The sequence below is a fragment of the Pseudoalteromonas sp. Of7M-16 genome, assembly GCF_022347805.1.
Classification (GTDB): domain Bacteria; phylum Pseudomonadota; class Gammaproteobacteria; order Enterobacterales; family Alteromonadaceae; genus Pseudoalteromonas; species Pseudoalteromonas luteoviolacea_F.
Map to the genome: position 1 here is coordinate 58,819 of NZ_JAKRFY010000015.1, position 17,992 is coordinate 76,810.

19 protein-coding genes are annotated in these 17,992 nt (G+C 41.8%); 14 read left to right on the forward strand and 5 right to left on the reverse strand.

Annotated features, from left to right (window positions below; genetic code table 11):
- Positions 1 to 142: 142 nt before the first annotated feature.
- From MHN81_RS15865 to MHN81_RS15875, 3 genes are read left to right on the forward strand one after another with little or no spacing between them, the layout of a single operon-like run.
- Positions 143 to 2,704 carry a YdbH domain-containing protein gene (locus MHN81_RS15865; RefSeq protein WP_239426196.1) on the forward strand — a complete coding sequence of 854 codons (2,562 nt, stop codon included), beginning with the start codon at positions 143 to 145 and terminating at the stop codon, positions 2,702 to 2,704.
- Between the two features lie 15 nt (positions 2,705 to 2,719).
- Positions 2,720 to 2,899, forward strand: coding sequence for a YnbE family lipoprotein (locus tag MHN81_RS15870; protein ID WP_023399504.1), 180 nt, complete (start codon positions 2,720 to 2,722; stop codon positions 2,897 to 2,899).
- Positions 2,900 to 2,910: 11 nt separating this feature from the next.
- Positions 2,911 to 3,231, forward strand: a complete 321-nt coding sequence (locus MHN81_RS15875) for a YdbL family protein (protein WP_023399505.1) — start codon at positions 2,911 to 2,913, stop codon at positions 3,229 to 3,231.
- Between the two features lie 53 nt (positions 3,232 to 3,284).
- Here the strand turns inward: MHN81_RS15875 and MHN81_RS15880 are convergent, their stop codons facing one another.
- Positions 3,285 to 3,830 (reverse strand): DUF1415 domain-containing protein, encoded by a 546-nt coding sequence (locus tag MHN81_RS15880; RefSeq protein WP_023399506.1) that lies wholly within the window; start codon positions 3,828 to 3,830, stop codon positions 3,285 to 3,287.
- A complete protein-coding gene (waaA, locus tag MHN81_RS15885) occupies positions 3,831 to 5,093 on the reverse strand; it encodes a lipid IV(A) 3-deoxy-D-manno-octulosonic acid transferase (RefSeq protein ID WP_036976285.1) in 1,263 nt (420 codons plus the stop codon).
- A 145-nt stretch (positions 5,094 to 5,238) separates the two neighbouring features.
- On the opposite strand from waaA, the gene MHN81_RS15890 reads away from it, so the two are divergent.
- The 3 genes from MHN81_RS15890 to hldE all read left to right on the forward strand — a co-directional run bounded on the left by MHN81_RS15890 (position 5,239) and on the right by hldE (position 8,800).
- Positions 5,239 to 6,699, forward strand: coding sequence for a capsule assembly Wzi family protein (locus tag MHN81_RS15890; protein WP_023399508.1), 1,461 nt, complete (start codon positions 5,239 to 5,241; stop codon positions 6,697 to 6,699).
- Positions 6,700 to 6,761: 62 nt separating this feature from the next.
- Complete coding sequence (locus MHN81_RS15895) at positions 6,762 to 7,355, forward strand: SIS domain-containing protein (RefSeq protein WP_023399509.1); 594 nt, start codon at positions 6,762 to 6,764, stop codon at positions 7,353 to 7,355.
- Positions 7,352 to 8,800: a bifunctional D-glycero-beta-D-manno-heptose-7-phosphate kinase/D-glycero-beta-D-manno-heptose 1-phosphate adenylyltransferase HldE gene (hldE, locus tag MHN81_RS15900; RefSeq protein WP_023399510.1), complete on the forward strand. Its 1,449-nt coding sequence runs from the start codon at positions 7,352 to 7,354 to the stop codon at positions 8,798 to 8,800. The genes MHN81_RS15895 and hldE overlap by 4 nt, the downstream gene beginning before the upstream one ends.
- Here the strand turns inward: hldE and MHN81_RS15905 are convergent.
- A complete protein-coding gene (locus MHN81_RS15905; protein WP_023399511.1) occupies positions 8,797 to 9,522 on the reverse strand; it encodes a 3-deoxy-D-manno-octulosonic acid kinase in 726 nt (241 codons plus the stop codon). The two genes, hldE and MHN81_RS15905, sit on opposite strands and share 4 nt — an antisense overlap.
- A 129-nt stretch (positions 9,523 to 9,651) precedes the next feature.
- On the opposite strand from MHN81_RS15905, the gene MHN81_RS15910 reads away from it, so the two are divergent.
- The 6 genes from MHN81_RS15910 (at position 9,652) to glpG (ending at position 15,043) form a co-directional block, all read left to right on the forward strand.
- On the forward strand, positions 9,652 to 10,695 hold the full coding sequence (locus tag MHN81_RS15910; protein ID WP_023399512.1) for a glycosyltransferase family 9 protein: 1,044 nt from the start codon (positions 9,652 to 9,654) through the stop codon (positions 10,693 to 10,695).
- Positions 10,692 to 11,240 carry a D-glycero-beta-D-manno-heptose 1,7-bisphosphate 7-phosphatase gene (gmhB, locus tag MHN81_RS15915; RefSeq protein WP_023399513.1) on the forward strand — a complete coding sequence of 183 codons (549 nt, stop codon included), beginning with the start codon at positions 10,692 to 10,694 and terminating at the stop codon, positions 11,238 to 11,240. The genes MHN81_RS15910 and gmhB overlap by 4 nt, the downstream gene beginning before the upstream one ends.
- 309 nt (positions 11,241 to 11,549) lie before the next feature.
- On the forward strand, positions 11,550 to 12,746 hold the full coding sequence (locus MHN81_RS15920; RefSeq protein WP_023399514.1) for a glycine C-acetyltransferase: 1,197 nt from the start codon (positions 11,550 to 11,552) through the stop codon (positions 12,744 to 12,746).
- A gap of 42 nt (positions 12,747 to 12,788) precedes the next feature.
- Positions 12,789 to 13,817, forward strand: coding sequence for an L-threonine 3-dehydrogenase (gene tdh / locus MHN81_RS15925; RefSeq protein ID WP_023399515.1), 1,029 nt, complete (start codon positions 12,789 to 12,791; stop codon positions 13,815 to 13,817).
- Positions 13,818 to 13,907: 90 nt separating this feature from the next.
- Complete coding sequence (gene glpE / locus MHN81_RS15930) at positions 13,908 to 14,225, forward strand: thiosulfate sulfurtransferase GlpE (protein WP_023399516.1); 318 nt, start codon at positions 13,908 to 13,910, stop codon at positions 14,223 to 14,225.
- Positions 14,222 to 15,043, forward strand: coding sequence for a rhomboid family intramembrane serine protease GlpG (gene glpG / locus MHN81_RS15935; protein ID WP_023399517.1), 822 nt, complete (start codon positions 14,222 to 14,224; stop codon positions 15,041 to 15,043). Before glpE ends, glpG begins: the two co-directional genes overlap by 4 nt.
- Here glpG and MHN81_RS15940 read toward each other — a convergent pair.
- Complete coding sequence (locus tag MHN81_RS15940) at positions 15,024 to 15,419, reverse strand: flagellar basal body-associated protein FliL (RefSeq protein WP_023399518.1); 396 nt, start codon at positions 15,417 to 15,419, stop codon at positions 15,024 to 15,026. The genes glpG and MHN81_RS15940 overlap by 20 nt on opposite strands.
- Before the next feature lie 154 nt (positions 15,420 to 15,573).
- Here MHN81_RS15940 and MHN81_RS15945 point away from each other — a divergent pair, with 154 nt between their 5' ends.
- Positions 15,574 to 16,107 carry a chorismate lyase gene (locus MHN81_RS15945; RefSeq protein WP_023399519.1) on the forward strand — a complete coding sequence of 178 codons (534 nt, stop codon included), beginning with the start codon at positions 15,574 to 15,576 and terminating at the stop codon, positions 16,105 to 16,107.
- Positions 16,108 to 16,971, forward strand: a complete 864-nt coding sequence (gene ubiA, locus MHN81_RS15950) for a 4-hydroxybenzoate octaprenyltransferase (protein WP_023399520.1) — start codon at positions 16,108 to 16,110, stop codon at positions 16,969 to 16,971.
- A gap of 57 nt (positions 16,972 to 17,028) precedes the next feature.
- On the opposite strand, the gene MHN81_RS15955 is transcribed toward ubiA, so the two are convergent.
- On the reverse strand, positions 17,029 to 17,937 hold the full coding sequence (locus MHN81_RS15955) for a LysR family transcriptional regulator (RefSeq protein WP_023399521.1): 909 nt from the start codon (positions 17,935 to 17,937) through the stop codon (positions 17,029 to 17,031).
- Positions 17,938 to 17,992: the final 55 nt, after the last annotated feature.

Sequence of the window (17,992 nt, forward strand, 5' to 3'; positions counted from 1 at the left end):
ACTTGAATGGTCATTCGTAAACACTTATAACGTACTTCAAAAACGACTTTGTCGATTTTACAACTTCTTACGCTCTACTACATTACATTAGGCTAAAGATGACTTAAACTAGTTGTTCAGATTGCAAAATAGTTAGGAACGAATGCGCCGTTTTTTGTTATATGCAGTGATAAGCTTTTGCCTGTTGCTAGCCACGCTTTTTATATTCCGATCGCCACTCAGTATTGCGGCTGCAAATTACTTTCTCACCCAACAGCAAGGCCGATTGAGTTGTTTGGAGTGGTCTCCTTCTGATGTCACTACAATTCACATTAGCAAGGTGTGTTTCTCTAATGAGCAAGCGGATGTACATGGGGAAAATATAACCATCACAACAAAGTCGATAGAAATAGCGTATGTAAAGGTAAAGCATAAGCCGATCGCATCGGGTTCTAACCCGGCAACTATGACACCGCTTTCATTGCCATTAATAGCAGATAGACCACTAGTCTCGATCGATAAGCTGAATGTTGAATCACCAGTATTGCGCCAACCTCTCTCCTTATCAATTCATGAATCTGAGCTTGATAGATTCTCTCTTAGCGGAGATATATTGGCACAGGTCATAGTGTATAGCGATAAAGTAAATTTGAATGCTGATCTTCAAAGCCAAGGGATTAAACCTTACTTGCCATCGCAATTAAAGGCGTTAGCAGGGCAACTATCGGCCACATTTGATGGTATACAAGCCGTTACATCGGTGAGCTTAGATGCAAGTATCTTAGATCGAACCCTAGACGAGTGTGATATTACAGCTAGGGTTGTAGGGGAGTTATCTGGTAGTTGGGATTTAAACGCGCAAAGTGGGGGCGCAGACTTATCATCACTCGATATTAAGCTTGATGCTCTCGCCTGTGACAAACTACAACGCTACCAGCAGAGTGCTTCTATAGACTTGCTAAGCACAAGTTGGCGTGTTGTGCTGCCTGAGCCGATCAATATAGCTTTCAATAGTGTAGAAATACCAGCGCTAACTCTTGAAGATAACAATGGCGCAACCGCCCTAAAATTGAAAAATCTATCGCTCGATGTTAGTGGTCAAATTGTGCAAACTGATATTCAGCTCAGCCATCAAAACCCACGGATTGGCTGGCTTGAACTTCAGTCAAAATTGGGTTTACAAAACAATACCTTATCTCTTGAGGGGGATTGGTTATTCAGCAGTGAAGAGGTACGTTTACCTCAAGACTTGAAGGTTCAAGACGTTGTTAGCCAAGGTGATTACGTGCTAAAAGGCGTCGTTGGTGAAATTATCAGTGTTGATTTAGCAACGCAATCATCTGTGGGTAAGGTAACTAACTCACAGGCGCAAGTGAACAATACAGAGCTGAATTTAACGACTCATGTCAACGTTGATATGAAACAGTTGGTAGACGGTATTGCACAAGCGCTGCAAGTAGACGTCTTAAACACACAGCTTAGTGCTGAGCGATATCAGGTTCAGGATGTATCTGGTAAACATGTTTTGCTAGAAAGTGCAGTGAGTTTTGATCAAGATAAGCAATTCAAGAGTCAGCTTGAGTTTCAAGTTGGTTCTTTTAAAAAAGCAGAGGTACGAGGCAAAGATGTCACCCATACCCTAACATTGCAAGGCGAATTTAAAGATAATAAAGTGAGCGCAGAGGTGGATGGAGAGACGCACCTAGGCTTAGTCGCGACTCCTCAGCTTTCTTTTAGGCATGTTGTTTTAACATCGGCAGGTATATTGGCAGAGCAGGCCTCTCTTGAGCATGTGTTACACCTAGATGATTTTGAAATGCTGATTAAGCAACAGGTTGATCAACAGTTACACCATTTGACAGTGAGGGTGCCTGAACAGAGCTTTTTGACATTGACGCCGATACTGACACAGTTTGAACCAAAGTTGCAGCTTAGTGAAGGTACGATCTCTGCGACTTTACAAGGTGATGTTAACCAACAAGCATTTTCGTTCAATGCAGTCCTCGAGGAAGGGGGGATTTTGTATGACTCACACTATTTGAGCGGCTTAAATATACCTGTTGCGGGGAAAGTTAACGCAGGAGCGATCGCATTCGAAGACTCTCAAATAGACATAAGAGAAGTCCGCTCTGGTGCTGTGTTAGAAAATTTCAGCGCTATTTTGTCTTCCTATGAGGGGGAGCCCATGCTGAGTAATATCAGCGCGAACATATTCGACGGCCAACTCTTTGCAAAGGGGATTAAACTTTCTAACCAAGATCAGAGCTTTCTAGTAGAGGCCAAGAATTGGGACCTTGCTGTGATCGCAAAAGCGGCTAAAAATGCAGGTGTAGAACTTAGTGGTCGCGTGCATGGTCATCTACCAGTGTCGGTAGTCGATGGGTTATTTGAAATTGACGGTGGCAAGCTCAATAACATTGATGTCGGGTTATTAAGTATTGAAAACAATGCGTCTGTTGAAGCGCTTAAAGCACAGCAACCGAGTTTGGAAACGGCATTTGGCATGCTGGAAAGGCTCAATATTGAAAAGCTATCAAGCGACGTGAATATGTCGTCAGATGGTTGGTTAGACTTAGCCGTGCAAATTACTGGTGTTAATGAGCAGCAGACAGAGCCTCAGCCAATTAACTTTAATTACACACATAAAGAAAATATTTTTCAGTTGTTTAGAGCGTTGCGCCTAAGCGATGAGATCACCAAAGAAGTAGAAAACGCATTAAACTAACAGGAGCAAGAAGGCATGAAATGGATGCTAACTTTGATGCTGGTTTTAGTCACCTCAGCCTGTACTCATAAAGTACAAGTTGAGACTAAAGAACCTATCACCATCAATTTAAATGTAAAAGTTGATCACGAAATCCGTGTGAAAGTAGACAAAGAGCTAGACGATTTGTTTAGTGATGACAGTGAATTATTCTAGGGAGCGAGAACATGAAAGCAAAACTAATTTTGACCACAATCGCAGCGGCATGTATGAGCTTTTCTGTGATGGCTTTATCAATTAATGAAGCTAAGTCACAAGGTATGGTTGGTGAAAACGCATCCGGATATTTAGGTGTTATTAAGGGCTCAGACGATGTGAAAAAACTTGTCGCGGATATCAACAAGAAGCGCAAAACCAAATATCAGCAGTTGGCCAAGAAAAATGGCATCAGTCTATCGCAGGTAGAAAAGCTTGCTGCGGAAAAAACCTACAAAAAAACGTCTGCAGGTCACTTTATTCAAGTGAAAGGAAAGTGGGTTAAAAAGTAAATATACCTGTTGGCTTGCAGCGTCAAGTTGCGCTGCAAGTCCGAATGAAACGGCTATTTATGATGTGAGCAGCTGGCGAGTAGCTGTTGCCAAAAAGCTTCACCTTTTCGCCTTGCTAGTCGAATGTTATTGTCTGGGATAGATTCAGGGTCATCATACTCTTCGAGAGCGGCAGCCATGCTACTTTCTCTGATCAAATGGAGGGTAGGGAAAGGGGCGCGGTTGGTGTAATTAGCCGGATCAGTTTCATCACTATCTGCAAAAACGTAGTCGGGGTGAAAGGTCGCAATTTGATATGTCCCTTCAAAACCTTGTGCGCAAAGCATAGCATTTGCTAAATCGACTAAATCTAAAAAATCCCCGAAATCAACGAAGCCCTCCGAAAAGCTAATTAATGTTGTTTCTCTTTTTGGGTTCTGATTTAGCTCAAAGCACTGCTCTAGCATGTCCATTACGGCGTCATCATGACTGACAGCACTACTGATATGATAGTAGATAGCGTTTTGCTCGACTTCTTTTCTGGCAAATGGACAAAAGTTATATTTTACAATGACCTTACTGACCCAGCTCTTCATCGTATTAATGATATGTTCACTCATTTACTGCTCCAACAGTGAATCGATAATATTGAGCGTGCGATTAATCGCGCCTTGATTTTTTGCCAAGCAGGCATGCGCATTCTGCCCCAGTTTGTGGGCTGCGTTTGAATCGCTTAATAGCGTATCTAATTGCGCTGCTAACTCGCTGTTATTTGAGCATATTTTAGCGCCGTGCATTGCTGTTAGTTGCGGGTAAATATGAGAAAAGTTGTAAGTGCTTGGACCGCTTAATACACCCACTGAGCTCGCTGCGGCTTCCAGAGGATTGTGACCTCCTCGTTCGATCAAGCTACCGCCGACAAAGGCTACATCTGCGCAGCCATATAAAAACTTAAGCTCGCCTAGGGTGTCCGCTAATAGCACTTCACTGGTATTTTCAAACGATTGACTGCGACGGCTAAATGTTAGGTTAGCGTCACGCAACAAGTTTGCAACCGCATTAAATTGCTCAGGGTGACGCGGTGCAATGATCAACAGCAATGAAGGCATTTTAGCCAATAAACTTTGATGTATTGCGATGATTTGCTCATTCTCGCCAGGGTGAGTTGACCCTGCAATCCATACCGGACGCTCGCCAAGCTGAGATTTGATGTTCTGCAATTTAGATATGTCATTTTCGCTAAGTTCGACATCAAACTTAATTGATCCGGTCGTGATAACTCGTTTTTCTTCTAACCCCAATGTAGTAAACCGCTCAGCATCCTCTTCGTTATGGCTTGCAAGTACATTAATATTTTTCATGATATTACGGCTTATCGCTGAGAATTTTTGATAGCCATGAAACGATTTCTCCGACAAGCGGGCATTGACCACTGCAACGGGGCAGCAATACTGATTGGCATAATGAAATAGGTTTGGCCATAGCTCAGTTTCTAATACGACGACTAGCTTAGGTTTTAAGCGTTTGATAAAACGACGCGTCGAAAACGCAAAATCAATTGGCAGATAACATGTGTAGACCGAATCTTTAAATTGTTTTAAAACTTCAGCTCGACCAGTTGGTGTGTTACACGTGATCACAAACGGATATGATGGATAGCGCGTTTGCATTTTTTTTATTAAGGGGGCGGCCGCGAGTACTTCACCTACAGATGCACAATGGACAACAATAGCTCCCTCGGGAATACTGGCATCTATCTGTCCGAACCTTTCGCAAAAATGGTGTCTATAGCCGGGGTTTTTCTTCCCTCTGATCTGATACAAGTAAATCGAAATGAGTGGTGCAAGTAGCAGCAGCATGGTGGAGTATATAAATCGAGTCATGGCATCAGGGTACAAATAAAAGGGCAGTTTAACGCGTTTGTAGTTGGATGAAAATTACTATAACAATTTTACACATATCTGGGCGTGCTCAAAAGCCCTTAATTTGCTAGTATGCTCGCCCCTGTTTGTATTTGAAAGAAATAAAATGTTGTCAATTTATAAAAAGTTGTTGTTTGCTGTTACTTTGATACTGTTTTTAAGCTCTTCTTTAGTGTACGCGACGCCGACTGCTTTCCTTCCTATCGGCAAAGATAAGATCTTGGAATATCAAGTAGATAAAATGTTTGCATTAACGGCGGTAACACCGATGAGCAAACCTTATCGTATTACTGAAATCAATAAGCATATTGTTAAACTTGGCAACATAGACCCAGCTTTGCAAGCCAGCATTCGAGCACGTATCGCTCCTTATTTACAACAGGATGGCATCACGCGTCGAGGTTTTAAATTACGAGCTGACTCGGGTGAGGAGCAAAAACTGGCAAATGATCGTGGAAATTACTCGGGTGAGTATGCTGAGTTGTCCTTGGATGGCATCTACCGAGGTAGCAAAAGCTCGTTAGTGCAATTGGGCGCAGAATATCGTGTAGAGTCAGGTAAATTAGTGCCATATAACACTTTTTACGCACTTGGTGGAGAAAATCTACAATTAAACTTAGGGTATAAAGAGCACTGGTTTTCGCCATTTAAGCACTCCGCAACCATATATTCTACCAATGCAAAAGCTCCTTTATCCGCTTCTTTGGGGTTAAATTCACCACTTCAAAACTGGTGGAATTTCGATTTTGAAATTTTCTATTCTGAGTTAGAACATGTTGAAGATGGCATTATGTATCAGAATACACTGCATGATGGCACTCCGCGTCTTGCGGGTACACAACTCAACTTTGAACCATTGCAGAATTGGAAAATTGGCATTAACCGTATCATGCAATTTGGTGGCGGCCCGAGAAAAGTTGATTTCAAAGATGTAGTTAAAGCCTATTTTGATCCTGCTGGAAACGATAACAGCGGTAAAACAGGTAGCCAAGACGCAGAGCTTGGAGATCAGTGGGCTAGCGTTACGACCGTATTTAAAACCAATTGGTGGACAACCGCTGAGTGGTATCTAGAACATGGTGGCGAAGATACTCGAGAGCACAAGAATTACTTGTTTGGTAATAATGTTACGAGCTTTGGTGTTCATTTTCCGAATATAACCAAAGATTTAGCCATCAGGTTTGAACATACGAATCTACATAGCCTTTGGTATGTAAATAAAATCTATGCAAAAACTGGTAATAGTATAGATAACTTTGTTATTGGACACTTTGCGGCAAACAACAGAACGTTTAATGATGGTGTACCCACGACCAATAATGTACTTGAGGTAACTTATACAGAAAGCCTAGACTCGATGTGGAATCTGAAGCTGACGAACGTAAAAAACAAAAGCGGTTACGTAAATGAGTTAGGTGGTGTGAGTGATACCTATGAAGATATGCGTGAAATAAAACTGTCAAACTCGAGAAAAATTGATGGCTATCAATTGGAAACAAGCCTGACTGTTGGAAAAGATGTATACGGAGAAAGCTACACTTGGCTTTCAGTCAATGTATACTGGTAAAACACGGGTAAGTATTAAGAACTAGCACCATATTTGGGCTTGTAATAAATTTAAGGTTCACTATGTCAGTCAATGAACAGATTGCGAATAGCTATTTAGATAGCTTGGAGCGCCATATGGCGCTATTTGCTAATATGGCAAATTACCATAAAGAATCAATTGAGCTTTTAAAAGCGTGTCAAAAAACGCTCGCCTCTGGTGGCAAGGTTATTTGGTTTGGTAACGGTGGAAGCGCGGCAGATGCGCAGCATTTAGCTGCCGAGTTTGTGGTTCGCTATAAATTAGAGCGTGGACCTTTGGCTTCAATTGCGTTAACAACAGATACGTCAATTTTAACCGCACATAGCAATGACTATCACTTTAACACTGTTTTTGAAAGGCAAGTTCAGGCTCTGTGCAAACCGGAAGATTTGGTGATCGGACTGACAACTTCAGGCACCAGCGAAAACATCAACTTAGCACTTACCGCAGCGAATGAAATAGGCGCTTATACGGTCGCATTAACAGGCCGAAAAGGCGGGGATGTAAAAGACATCGCTAAATTGCCAATCATCATCGATTTTGATGAAACCGCGCGTATTCAAGAGGCGCATATGTTTATAGGTCACTGGTTATGTGAAGCGGTCGACCTGTTAATCTCGGAGCAAAGCCTATGAAACTAGCTGCTTTACAAAACCTTCACAACGCCAGCATTCTCGTTGTGGGTGATGTGATGCTTGACCGTTACTGGCACGGTGATACTGGCAGGATCTCTCCTGAAGCGCCTGTTCCAGTTGTGAAAGTAAGTAGCCTAGAAGATAAAGCGGGTGGGGCAGCCAATGTTGCGAAGAATATTGCGCATTTAGATGGCAAAGTGGGGTTATTAGGGCTAATTGGTCAAGATGATAACGGGCACAAGCTACGCACTATTTTAGAAAACGATAACATTGAGTCTCAGCTCGTTGCTGTAGAGACTTTGCCAACGATAGCAAAAATGCGAGTTATAAGTCGGCATCAGCAAGTTGTCAGACTAGATATGGAAGAACAGTTTCTGTCAGAGCATAGTGCTTTATTGGTAGCTCAGTTAAAACAGGTTATCGATAATTATGATTTTGTTCTCTTTTCGGATTATAACAAAGGCGCTCTTGCAAATATCCAAGAGATGATTGAAATTGCCAAACGAGCAGGTAAAACGGTTTTAGTAGACCCTAAACTCAGTGATTTGTCAGTTTACCGAGGTGCTGATTTTATCACCCCTAACTTGAATGAATTTAAGTTAGCTGGTGGTGATGTTAGTTCTGAAACAACACTAACGGAGAGTGCCAGAAAGCTGATTTCTGAAGCCGGCATAGGTGCTATGCTACTCACGCGCTCTGAGCAGGGGATGTCGCTCATTTCTGAGAGTGAAAAACATGACTTTGCCGCGCAAGTTTTAGAGGTGAGTGATGTTACAGGCGCTGGTGACACTGTTATTGCGACCTTGACGGCTATGTTAGGCGCAGGGTTGAATGCCAAAGATGCGGTTGAGATGGCGAATTTAGCTGCGGGCATCGTAGTTGGAAAACTGGGTGCCGCAACGGTTTCACCAGAAGAGTTGAGTGCAAAACTGAGTCAATATCTCAAAGATACTGGTGAGCATTATCAAGCGCCATTTGAAGACGTGTTGCAACACATTTCTTTTGCTAAGCAAAATGGTGAAAAAATCGTGTTTACCAATGGGTGTTTTGATATTTTACATGCAGGGCATGTTCGCTACTTAGCACAAGCAAAAGCAATGGGAGACAAACTAGTCGTCGGGTTGAATAACGATGAATCAATATCACGTTTAAAAGGCCCAGATAGACCAATTAACCCACTCAACGAACGTGCTATGGTTATTTCAGCTTTGGCTTCTGTCGATTGGGTGATCCCATTTGGCAAAGAAGAAGAAGGCGATACTCCGGCCAATTTAATTGCAACAATTAGTCCGGACATCCTAGTTAAGGGTGGCGATTATAAAGTTGAGGAAATTGCTGGGGCTGAACATGTTTTAGCACAAGGGGGCCAGGTTGAGGTCCTGTCTTTTTTGGATGGTTGCTCAACCTCTAATGTGATTAAAAAAGCACGGCTCAGTAAAAGTTAACCGCTTAACTCGGTTTTATAGGCGTTGTGTAATATTTGCCAATGCCTTTTTTCAAAAAAGAAAGCCGGCCATTTGCTGGCTTCTTTTTTAAAAGAGCGCGCAAGTCTGTCTATGTTCGCCTGTTGCCAATTTGCTTCTTGTTCGCGAATATCGCCTTTATCAAAATCAATCAGGTGAACAACACCTTGTTTGTCAAAAAGAATGTTGTTGATATTGAGGTCATCGTGATATACCCCATTGTTGTGAAATTTAGCTATGGTACGTCCAATAGCTTGTAATTCGACATTGCTTGCCACACGTTGCCGAAGGATTTCGCATAGGCTTTTTGCGCCTGTAATGGCCTCTGTTAAAATATCAGCACGATAAATACCAAAGCGTATTTCTACATATGCAGCTATGGGGGCTGGTACTGGTAGATCTAATGCTTTGAGTTCAGTAAGTAATTTGAATTCTTTATATACGCGGGTGTTAGTTAGCCCAACAAACAGGTATTGATCGCTGAGCAGCCTGCCTATTAAACCGCCTCGCCAGTAGTGTTTGAGAACGCCGACTTGGCTTTCTTGATATTCTATAAACCATGCTGGTGCACGGCCTTGTTTGCTCGTAATAATGGCTTCTTTTTGACGCCAATATTCCACGTTAAACCAATTATGGGTAATCTTCATTGCACAGTCTTGAGGCTGTAAAATGTAGCTGTTATTGGTGTGTTCTATTTTAAGCATAATTGGTTTGCACTGGAATAAAGTGAGGCAAGTTTAGCGGCTTTTTCTCTTGAGTGAAATGCACAAGTGTTGCAAATCGAAGTGATTAATTTAAGATCGTGCGTTCATAAACAGATAAGGTGGGACTGAGTGTCTAAATCAATTGCTTCTATTTGTATACTAAGGTTATCGGCCATTGGTGACGTATGTCATGCTGTGGCGGCTGTTCAAGCTATTCAACGTGCACATCCACAAGCCAAGATCACTTGGGTGATCGGTAAAGTAGAGGCTATGTTACTGGCTGACTTACCCGGTGTTGAGTTTGTTGTGTTTGATAAAAAGCGTGGTAAAGCTGCATTTAAAGACCTCAAAGCGCAATTTAAGGGTACTAAGTTTGACGTGCTGTTACATATGCAAGTTGCATTTCGCGCCAACTTGGCGGCCTTATTTATTCCTGCCAAAGTAAAAATCGGCTTTGATAATGCGCGTGCTAAAGAGCTACATTCGCTGTTTGTCAATCAGCGAATAGCCAAACAAACTGAGCCTCATGTTCTCGAAGGCTTCCAGCAGTTTGCACAAACCATTGGTGCCAAGTTAGAAAGCCCTCGCTGGGAAATGCCATATACAGAAGACGATGAAATGCAAGCTCGCTCTCTTTTAAGTGGTTTGCAGCGTATTTTGGTTATTTCCCCAGCGGCAAGCAAAAAAGAGCGTAACTGGTTGCCTGAGCGCTATGCCGCATTGGCAGATTACGCCGCAGAGCTAGGTTTTGATATTGTACTAACCGGCGGTCCAACTGAGCTTGAACGGAATTTGAGTAGCTCAATTATAGAGCACGCCAAATGTAATATTCTGAATTTAGTTGGTCAAACGCAGCTAAAAACATTACTGTGCGTGCTTAAACAAGCGAAGCTTGTACTTGCGCCAGATACTGGGCCTGCGCACATGGCTGTAACGGTTGGTACGCCTGTGATTGGTTTATATGCCCATTCGAACCCTAAGCGCACTGGGCCGTATTTGTTTCAAGATTATGTCGTTGAGGTTTATCATAAAAATGTCCTCGCTCAAAAGGGCAAACCTGCTAACGAATTGCCTTGGGGAACTCGAATTAAGGGTGCGGAACTGATGACGCAAATTGGTGTCGATGAAGTTAAAGCGATGTTTGATAAAGTTGTTGAGCAAGAGAAATTATGAAGTCTAAAGCAGTATTTCTAGATAGGGATGGCGTTATTAATCACGATCATGCCTATGTACATGCCATCGAAGAGTTTGAATTTATCGACGGCGTATTTGATGCGTGTAAATATTTTTCAGACAATGGCTTTAAAATTGTCGTGGTCACAAACCAATCTGGTATCGGCCGTGGTTACTATGATGAAATGCAATTTCAAAAGTTAAGTGATTGGATGTGCCAACAGTTTTCATCACATGATATCAATATTTCGGGAGTTTACTTTTGCCCACATCATCCAAAAAAGGCGCTGTCGCAGTATTTATTGGACTGTGATTGCAGAAAGCCAAAGCCTGGTATGATATTACAAGCCATTGAAGAGCATAATATTGATCCAAAGCAGAGCATCATGGTTGGTGATAAAGTGTCAGATATGCAAGCAGCAGAAGCTGCTGGAGTGACAACAAAAATCTTAGTATGTTCTGGGCAAACTTTAAGCGATGAAGACAAGTCCCATGCTGATTTGGTATGTGGTTCTTTGGCTGAAGTGCCAGAGAAATTGGTGTAACGCCCAGTAAGCTTTACGCGAAGGTAAAACAAGATAATCACAATTCGTGCAATTAGCTTGCGAACCTTTTAAAATATACTCAAGTAATTTAACTCATTCATACAACAAGTGGGTAATTGGCTTGAGTATGACTTTTCATTTGGTGTGTATTCTTTTTATTGATTTACCCTGAGTTTTAGCGTCTAACGAGTCGAAGAAAGTGGTTTGTATTGTGGAATCACAACGCATTCTTCGAGTCCTTAAAGTCGTGTGTTCACCTCAGTAATCAAGTTAGGTATACACACTCCGTGCAACCAATGGAGACTCTACATGAGATCAGCGGCATTCTACAGCCAACTTCAACAACAAATAGAAGAAGTTAAAGCTGAAGGCTTATATAAAAAAGAACGTATTATCACATCACAACAGCAAGCTGAAATTGCTGTTTCAACGGGTGAAAGCGTAATTAACTTTTGTGCAAATAACTACCTAGGTTTAGCCAATCACCCAGATTTGATCGCTGCTGCACAACAAGGGTTGTCAGACCATGGCTTTGGTGTTGCATCTGTACGCTTTATTTGCGGTACACAGGATATTCATAAGACGCTAGAAGAAAAAATTAGCGAGTTTTTGAAAACTGAAGATACTATTCTTTACTCTTCATGTTTCGATGCGAATGCAGGTCTATTTGAAACTATTCTTGGGCCAGAAGATGCAATTATCTCTGACTCATTGAATCACGCCTCAATTATCGATGGTGTTCGTCTTTGTAAAGCAAAACGTTTCCGCTATGCAAACAATGATATGGCTGACTTAGAGAAGCAGCTGATCGCAGCCACTGAAGCGGGCGCAAAGACGAAGCTTATTGCTACAGACGGCGTTTTCTCAATGGACGGTGTGATCTGTAATTTAGCCGCGGTGTGTGATCTGGCAGACAAATATGATGCATTAGTGATGGTCGATGATTCTCACGCTGTCGGTTTTGTCGGTGAAAATGGTGCAGGTACACCAGAGTACTGTGGTGTAATGGATCGAGTAGATATTATTACTGGTACGCTTGGTAAAGCACTTGGTGGTGCTTCTGGTGGTTATACGTCAGGTAAAAAAGAGATCGTTGAATGGTTACGCCAACGTTCTCGTCCATACCTATTCTCAAACTCTTTGGCTCCTTCAATCGTGACAGCGTCGATTAAAGTATTAGACATGCTTAAAGATGGCAAAGCACTACGCGACCAACTTTGGGAAAATGCGGCGCATTTCCGTACTGAGATGGAAGCAGCAGGTTTTACGTGTGCAGGTAAAGATCACGCTATAATTCCTGTGATGTTAGGTGATGCAAAAATGGCTGCTGAAATGTCAGATCGATTGTTGGCAGAAGGCATCTATGTGATTGGCTTCTCATTCCCTGTAGTACCTAAAGGCCAAGCTCGTATTCGTACGCAAATCTCAGCAGCGCACACTAAAGAGCAGTTAGATAAGGCCATTGCTGCGTTTATCCGCATTGGTAAAGATTTAGGTGTGATTTAATTGCTAGGTGCGTTTGCACCTACTTTCTAACGAGTGAATATTATGAAAGCATTATCCAAGTTGAAAGCCGAGGAAGGGATCTGGATGACAGATGTGCCTAAACCTGAAATGGGGCACAATGACTTATTGATCAAGATCCGTAAAACCGCGATTTGTGGTACCGATGTCCATATTTATAAATGGGATGAGTGGTCACAAAACACAATTCCAACTCCTATGGTGGTAGGCCATGAATATGTTGGGGAAATTGTGGATATGGGACAGGAAGTTCGCGGTTTTGAAGTCGGTGATCGCGTCTCAGGCGAAGGTCATATCACATGTGGGCATTGTCGAAATTGCCGTGGTGGTCGCGTTCACCTGTGCCGCAATACTATCGGTGTCGGTGTTAACAGAGAAGGCTCTTTTGCAGAGTACCTTGTGATCCCAGCTTATAATGCATTTAAGATCCCGGACAATATTTCTGACGAATTGGCATCGATTTTCGACCCATTTGGCAATGCAGTTCATACGGCTTTGTCATTTGACTTAGTCGGCGAAGACGTTCTGATAACAGGTGCTGGTCCAATCGGTATCATGGCGGCGGCAGTAGCTAAACATGTTGGTGCTCGTCATGTTGTGATCACTGACGTCAATGAATACCGCTTAGAGCTAGCACGTAAGATGGGCGCTACAAAAGCGGTCAATGTGGCAAAAGAAAGCCTTGAAGATGTTATGCAAGAACTTGGTATGACAGAAGGTTTTGATGTTGGTTTAGAGATGTCTGGTGTTCCAGTTGCATTTAACAGCATGCTGAACAACATGAACCACGGTGGTAAAATTGCGATGCTAGGTATTCCTCCGAGCGATATGGCTGTTGATTGGAACCAAGTGATCTTTAAAGGTCTCGTTATTAAAGGGATCTATGGACGAGAGATGTTTGAGACTTGGTATAAAATGGCAAGCCTTATTCAATCTGGATTGAACTTAGAGCCAATCATTACCCATGAATTTAATGTGGATGATTTCCAACAAGGCTTTGATACAATGATTTCAGGTCAGTCAGGCAAGGTTATCCTAGACTGGACTAAGTAATTTACGTCTGAAGTATATCAGCGGCTTTTTGAGTGTGTGCCCATTGCTAGGTATCGATGCTTGAGAGGCCGTTTTTTTAATGAGAGAGAAATGTCTTTTAAACATATTAGTGTTGAACAAACACAAGAATTGATGTCTCGAGAAGAGGTAGTTGTTGCGGATATACGTGACCCAAATTCATTTTCAGCGGGCCATATACCTGGTTCAGAGCACTTGTCTAATGAAAATTTAGCGCATTTCATGCAGGAAAAGGAATTTGAGCAACCAATAGTTATTGTCTGTTATCACGGTATCAGCTCTCAAAATGCTGCAAACTACTTGGTTGAGCAAGGTTTTGAAGAGGTGTACAGCATGGATGGTGGCTTTACCCAGTGGGAGCAAGCGCTTCCTAACCACATCGAAAAATGAAACAGCTAGGCTCCTTTTCAGACCCTAGAGCGGTTCAAGGAGCCGTTGATTATCTGAAAACACTAGGGATAGACAGTCAGCTTCATAGTGAAGATGGACGAAACGTGTCGGTATGGGTCAATGACCAAGATTGGCAAAGAGCGGATGCTGTTTGGCAGGAGTTTCTGACAAATCCGTACCATGAGAAGTATAGTAAGGCGTCTTGGCAAGTTGGTGCGACAGATAGTGGCTTACAGTATCACAGTGCCAAGCTTAATTTGTTGCAACGTTTTTTCCACTTAAATTGGTTTATTCAGAGCATTGCCATAGCCTCATTGCTTGTTTATGGCGGTTACTATTATTTTACCCCCGCAGATGTATTTAATGCGCTCAAGTTCGATGTTAACCATCCTTTGAGCTGGATAACGCCAACATTTATGCATTTTGGTGTTATACACTTGCTGTTTAACCTTAGCTGGTGGCTATATTTGGGCAATCAAATTGTGCAAAGAACTGGCTTTATTATGTTAATTACTGTTTTTACGGTCAGTGCATTATTAAGTAATTGGGCGCAGTTTTTATTGGTTGACGAAAACTTTGGTGGCTTGAGCGGAGTGGTTTATGCGCAAATGGGGTTCTGTTGGATATTGTCCCAATTGAACAAAGATCAACAACCTATATTGTCAAATTCAATTATTGGCTTCATGTTGTTGTGGATGGTTTTAGGGTTTGCAGACGTGTTGTTTATCAGTATGGCAAACTGGGCCCACCTATTTGGTCTATTGTCGGGGATGAGCCTTGCTGTTTTAGCCCAACGTCTTAGTGATAAAGGTACTTAGTAAATAAAACCTCTCGCACAATCTCCTGGCCAGTTTCATCTTTTAATAAGGATTTCAGCTTTGCTGCACAGCGTTGTCTGATTTCCTCTCTGCCAGTTAAAGATTTAATTGTTTCTTCTGGCTCTTTACTGAGTATCTGCACAATGGCATCCCTCAATAATGGAGTATGGTGTTCGACTACCGCAATATTAGCGATATCATCTAGCATAAGATCTATGGTTACTCGAACATAACCCAATTTTTTGTTGGATTGACCAATATAGTTCGTAATGATATCCGGTTCGAAACCATAATAGCCAACATTAGACTCGGCTTTGAGTTTAAAGCTTGCTGTGCTGATTGTAAGTGCCACTAATAGTATAAGAGTACGAACCATAATCGCCTGAAAATATGTAACTAAATATCAACAATATCGTTAGTTTATACTTAATTGTAGAGCATGAACAGCGAGCATTTAGATAATAGTGAACTTTTTTGCATTGCCAAGCTTTGCTATTATGTCTGCGTTTAGTCTTAATTGAATTATTGAATTGTTAAAATATCCTATTTCTTTAGATTTTAGTTGGGGCAGCTTTGAGCAAGTTGCCGACAAAGCGCCGGAAAATATACATGATCGGCTATTGGAACAAGGCTCTTTGACCGCTTTACTCAAGAGTCAAAGCAGCAGCTTTAGAGTGAAAGTGATTAATGAGCAACACCTAGCGCCTCCCGCTTATATTTGTCGACTGCTTGGCGATGTAATGGAAACCGCCATATGTAGAGAAGTATTGCTATATTGCGATGATAAACCTCATGTTTATGCTCAGAGTTGGATTTCGCTTGAAGCGAACCAATACGGGTTGAAAAACCTTGGTGAGAGCCCATTAGGTGACAAGTTGTTTCAACAATCTTCATGGCAAAGAGGTGATTTGGAAATCGGCTGTGTTGAAGACGCTGATGCGCAATTGAAGTTGTGGCAGCTTTTTGGTGTAACAGACATTCCAGTATTTGCCAGACGAAGTGTATTTACCAATCACTCTGCTAAAGTTCTGGTATGTGAGATGTTTAACAGCGAGATCGAGTAAATGAAAAGTGCGACATTGCGGTTTGAAAACTACCCTGAATACAAGCAATTAATGCGACTTGATAAGCCCATTGGTACGTTCTTATTGTTATGGCCTACGATGTGGAGTTTGTGGTTAGCATCAGACGGCAAGCCAAGTTTATTGCATATTTTTGTATTTACCTTAGGCACTTTTTTAATGCGCAGTGCAGGCTGCGTTATAAACGATTACGCAGATCGAAAAGTAGATGGAGCGGTAAAAAGGACTGCAATGCGGCCTTTAGCACGTGGGGCTGTGTCTGAGAAAGAAGCCCTAACGCTTTTCTTTGTGCTGATAATTGCATCATTCTTATTGGTACTTACCTTAAATTGGCAAACCATAGTGCTTTCTTTTGGCGGTGTGATACTCGCCTCGTTATATCCCTTTATGAAGCGATACACTCACCTCCCACAAGTTGTTCTGGGGGCTGCGTTTGGTTGGGGGATCCCGATGTCGTTTATGGCTGCCACAGGAGAAGTTCCTTTGATTGCATGGCTGCTATTTATTGCGAATGTTTTATGGACGGTTGCTTATGACACCATGTACGCCATGGTTGATAGAGATGATGATTTAAAAATAGGCATTAAATCAACAGCTATTTTGTTTGGACAATGGGATAGACATATTATTGCGCTTCTCAATATTAGCTTTATGTCATGTATGTTGGTAGCTGGCTTATATTTTTCGCTGGATATATGGTACTGGGTGGCGTTTACAATAGCGACGTTTGGGCTGGTTTATTTGCAAAGAGAGATAGCTGACCGAGGTAGAGAAGCGTGTTTTAAAGCATTTCTAAATAATAACTATATTGGTTTAATGCTGTTTTGTGGTGTATTTCTTGGTTAGGGTTTTGGCCCACACTGTAAAAAGTGTGGGCATTAGCGCGTCGAGTATAGAGAAGGATTAAGAATGCACTGGCGCACCATTTACTTGCAGTTGAGAGGCTGTCTTTTCAATCAACTGTAATAGGCTATTTACATGACTGTTGCCGCTTAGCTGGTGGTTAGTATTGATAACTAACTGCTCGTGACTATTGTCTTTATTAGTCTTAAGAAGCGCTAACTCAGGATCTTGTGCAATCGTTTTAGAATGTTCAATACTTGCAATAGCGAAGCTTTGGCTGTTTTTTAAACCATCGATCACTTGTGTTATGTTGCCAATTTTCACACTAGTTGACTTGTTTAAACCTTCAACAGCTTCGTTTAGCATGCTTTGGACCTGCTTAGATTGAGAGAAGCAGCTATACATAGGATACTGTGATAATTCACCTCTACGAATACACTCTTGTTTTGCAAGAGGATGTTGTTTAGATACAAAAAGAATAAGCTGATCAGGTAAGTGAATATCACTGATTAAGCTCGTTGCTGATGATAAGTAAACACTGATATCTACTTCACCAAGCTGAAGCTTTCTCGTAAGTTCATGCTCATCAAGTAGTTGCATCTCAATTTTCACATTTGGAGAATCTGCTAAGAATCTACCACATGACATTGGTACAATTTCACTGGCTTTTGCGGTGTAACCAACAACTAGCTTTTGTTGATCTCTACCGAATAAACTTTGCTTGATAGTGTTTTTCGTTACATCTAGCTCGCTAAGTGTCGCTTTGCAGTAATTTAGAAACAGTTCACCTTGTTCTGTTAGTTTTACTGAACGTGTAGAGCGTTTGACAAGCTCACACCCAATTTCATCTTCCAGAGTTTGTATGCTTCTTGTCAAAGCTGATGTACTAATCTGGGTTTGTTCGGCAGCCTGTCTAAAGTGACGTAGGTTGCCTAGAGCAACAAATTGCTCAAGTTGTTCAAATCTCATTTGAAATTCCTTTTATTTCAACAAAAATGCAATCATGACGTTGATTTCCTAATAC

What these genes read in the sequence shown, in the direction of transcription:
- MHN81_RS15865 (WP_239426196.1), top strand. Translation starts at nt 143, where the DNA reads ATGCGCCGTTTTTTGTTATATGCAGTGATAAGCTTTTGCCTGTTGCTA.
- MHN81_RS15870 (WP_023399504.1), top strand. Translation starts at nt 2,720, where the DNA reads ATGAAATGGATGCTAACTTTGATGCTGGTTTTAGTCACCTCAGCCTGT.
- MHN81_RS15875 (WP_023399505.1), top strand. Translation starts at nt 2,911, where the DNA reads ATGAAAGCAAAACTAATTTTGACCACAATCGCAGCGGCATGTATGAGC.
- MHN81_RS15880 (WP_023399506.1), bottom strand. Translation starts at nt 3,830, where the DNA reads ATGAGTGAACATATCATTAATACGATGAAGAGCTGGGTCAGTAAGGTC.
- waaA (WP_036976285.1), bottom strand. Translation starts at nt 5,093, where the DNA reads ATGACTCGATTTATATACTCCACCATGCTGCTGCTACTTGCACCACTC.
- MHN81_RS15890 (WP_023399508.1), top strand. Translation starts at nt 5,239, where the DNA reads ATGTTGTCAATTTATAAAAAGTTGTTGTTTGCTGTTACTTTGATACTG.
- MHN81_RS15895 (WP_023399509.1), top strand. Translation starts at nt 6,762, where the DNA reads ATGTCAGTCAATGAACAGATTGCGAATAGCTATTTAGATAGCTTGGAG.
- hldE (WP_023399510.1), top strand. Translation starts at nt 7,352, where the DNA reads ATGAAACTAGCTGCTTTACAAAACCTTCACAACGCCAGCATTCTCGTT.
- MHN81_RS15905 (WP_023399511.1), bottom strand. Translation starts at nt 9,522, where the DNA reads ATGCTTAAAATAGAACACACCAATAACAGCTACATTTTACAGCCTCAA.
- gmhB (WP_023399513.1), top strand. Translation starts at nt 10,692, where the DNA reads ATGAAGTCTAAAGCAGTATTTCTAGATAGGGATGGCGTTATTAATCAC.
- MHN81_RS15920 (WP_023399514.1), top strand. Translation starts at nt 11,550, where the DNA reads ATGAGATCAGCGGCATTCTACAGCCAACTTCAACAACAAATAGAAGAA.
- tdh (WP_023399515.1), top strand. Translation starts at nt 12,789, where the DNA reads ATGAAAGCATTATCCAAGTTGAAAGCCGAGGAAGGGATCTGGATGACA.
- glpE (WP_023399516.1), top strand. Translation starts at nt 13,908, where the DNA reads ATGTCTTTTAAACATATTAGTGTTGAACAAACACAAGAATTGATGTCT.
- glpG (WP_023399517.1), top strand. Translation starts at nt 14,222, where the DNA reads ATGAAACAGCTAGGCTCCTTTTCAGACCCTAGAGCGGTTCAAGGAGCC.
- MHN81_RS15940 (WP_023399518.1), bottom strand. Translation starts at nt 15,419, where the DNA reads ATGGTTCGTACTCTTATACTATTAGTGGCACTTACAATCAGCACAGCA.
- ubiA (WP_023399520.1), top strand. Translation starts at nt 16,108, where the DNA reads ATGAAAAGTGCGACATTGCGGTTTGAAAACTACCCTGAATACAAGCAA.
- MHN81_RS15955 (WP_023399521.1), bottom strand. Translation starts at nt 17,937, where the DNA reads ATGAGATTTGAACAACTTGAGCAATTTGTTGCTCTAGGCAACCTACGT.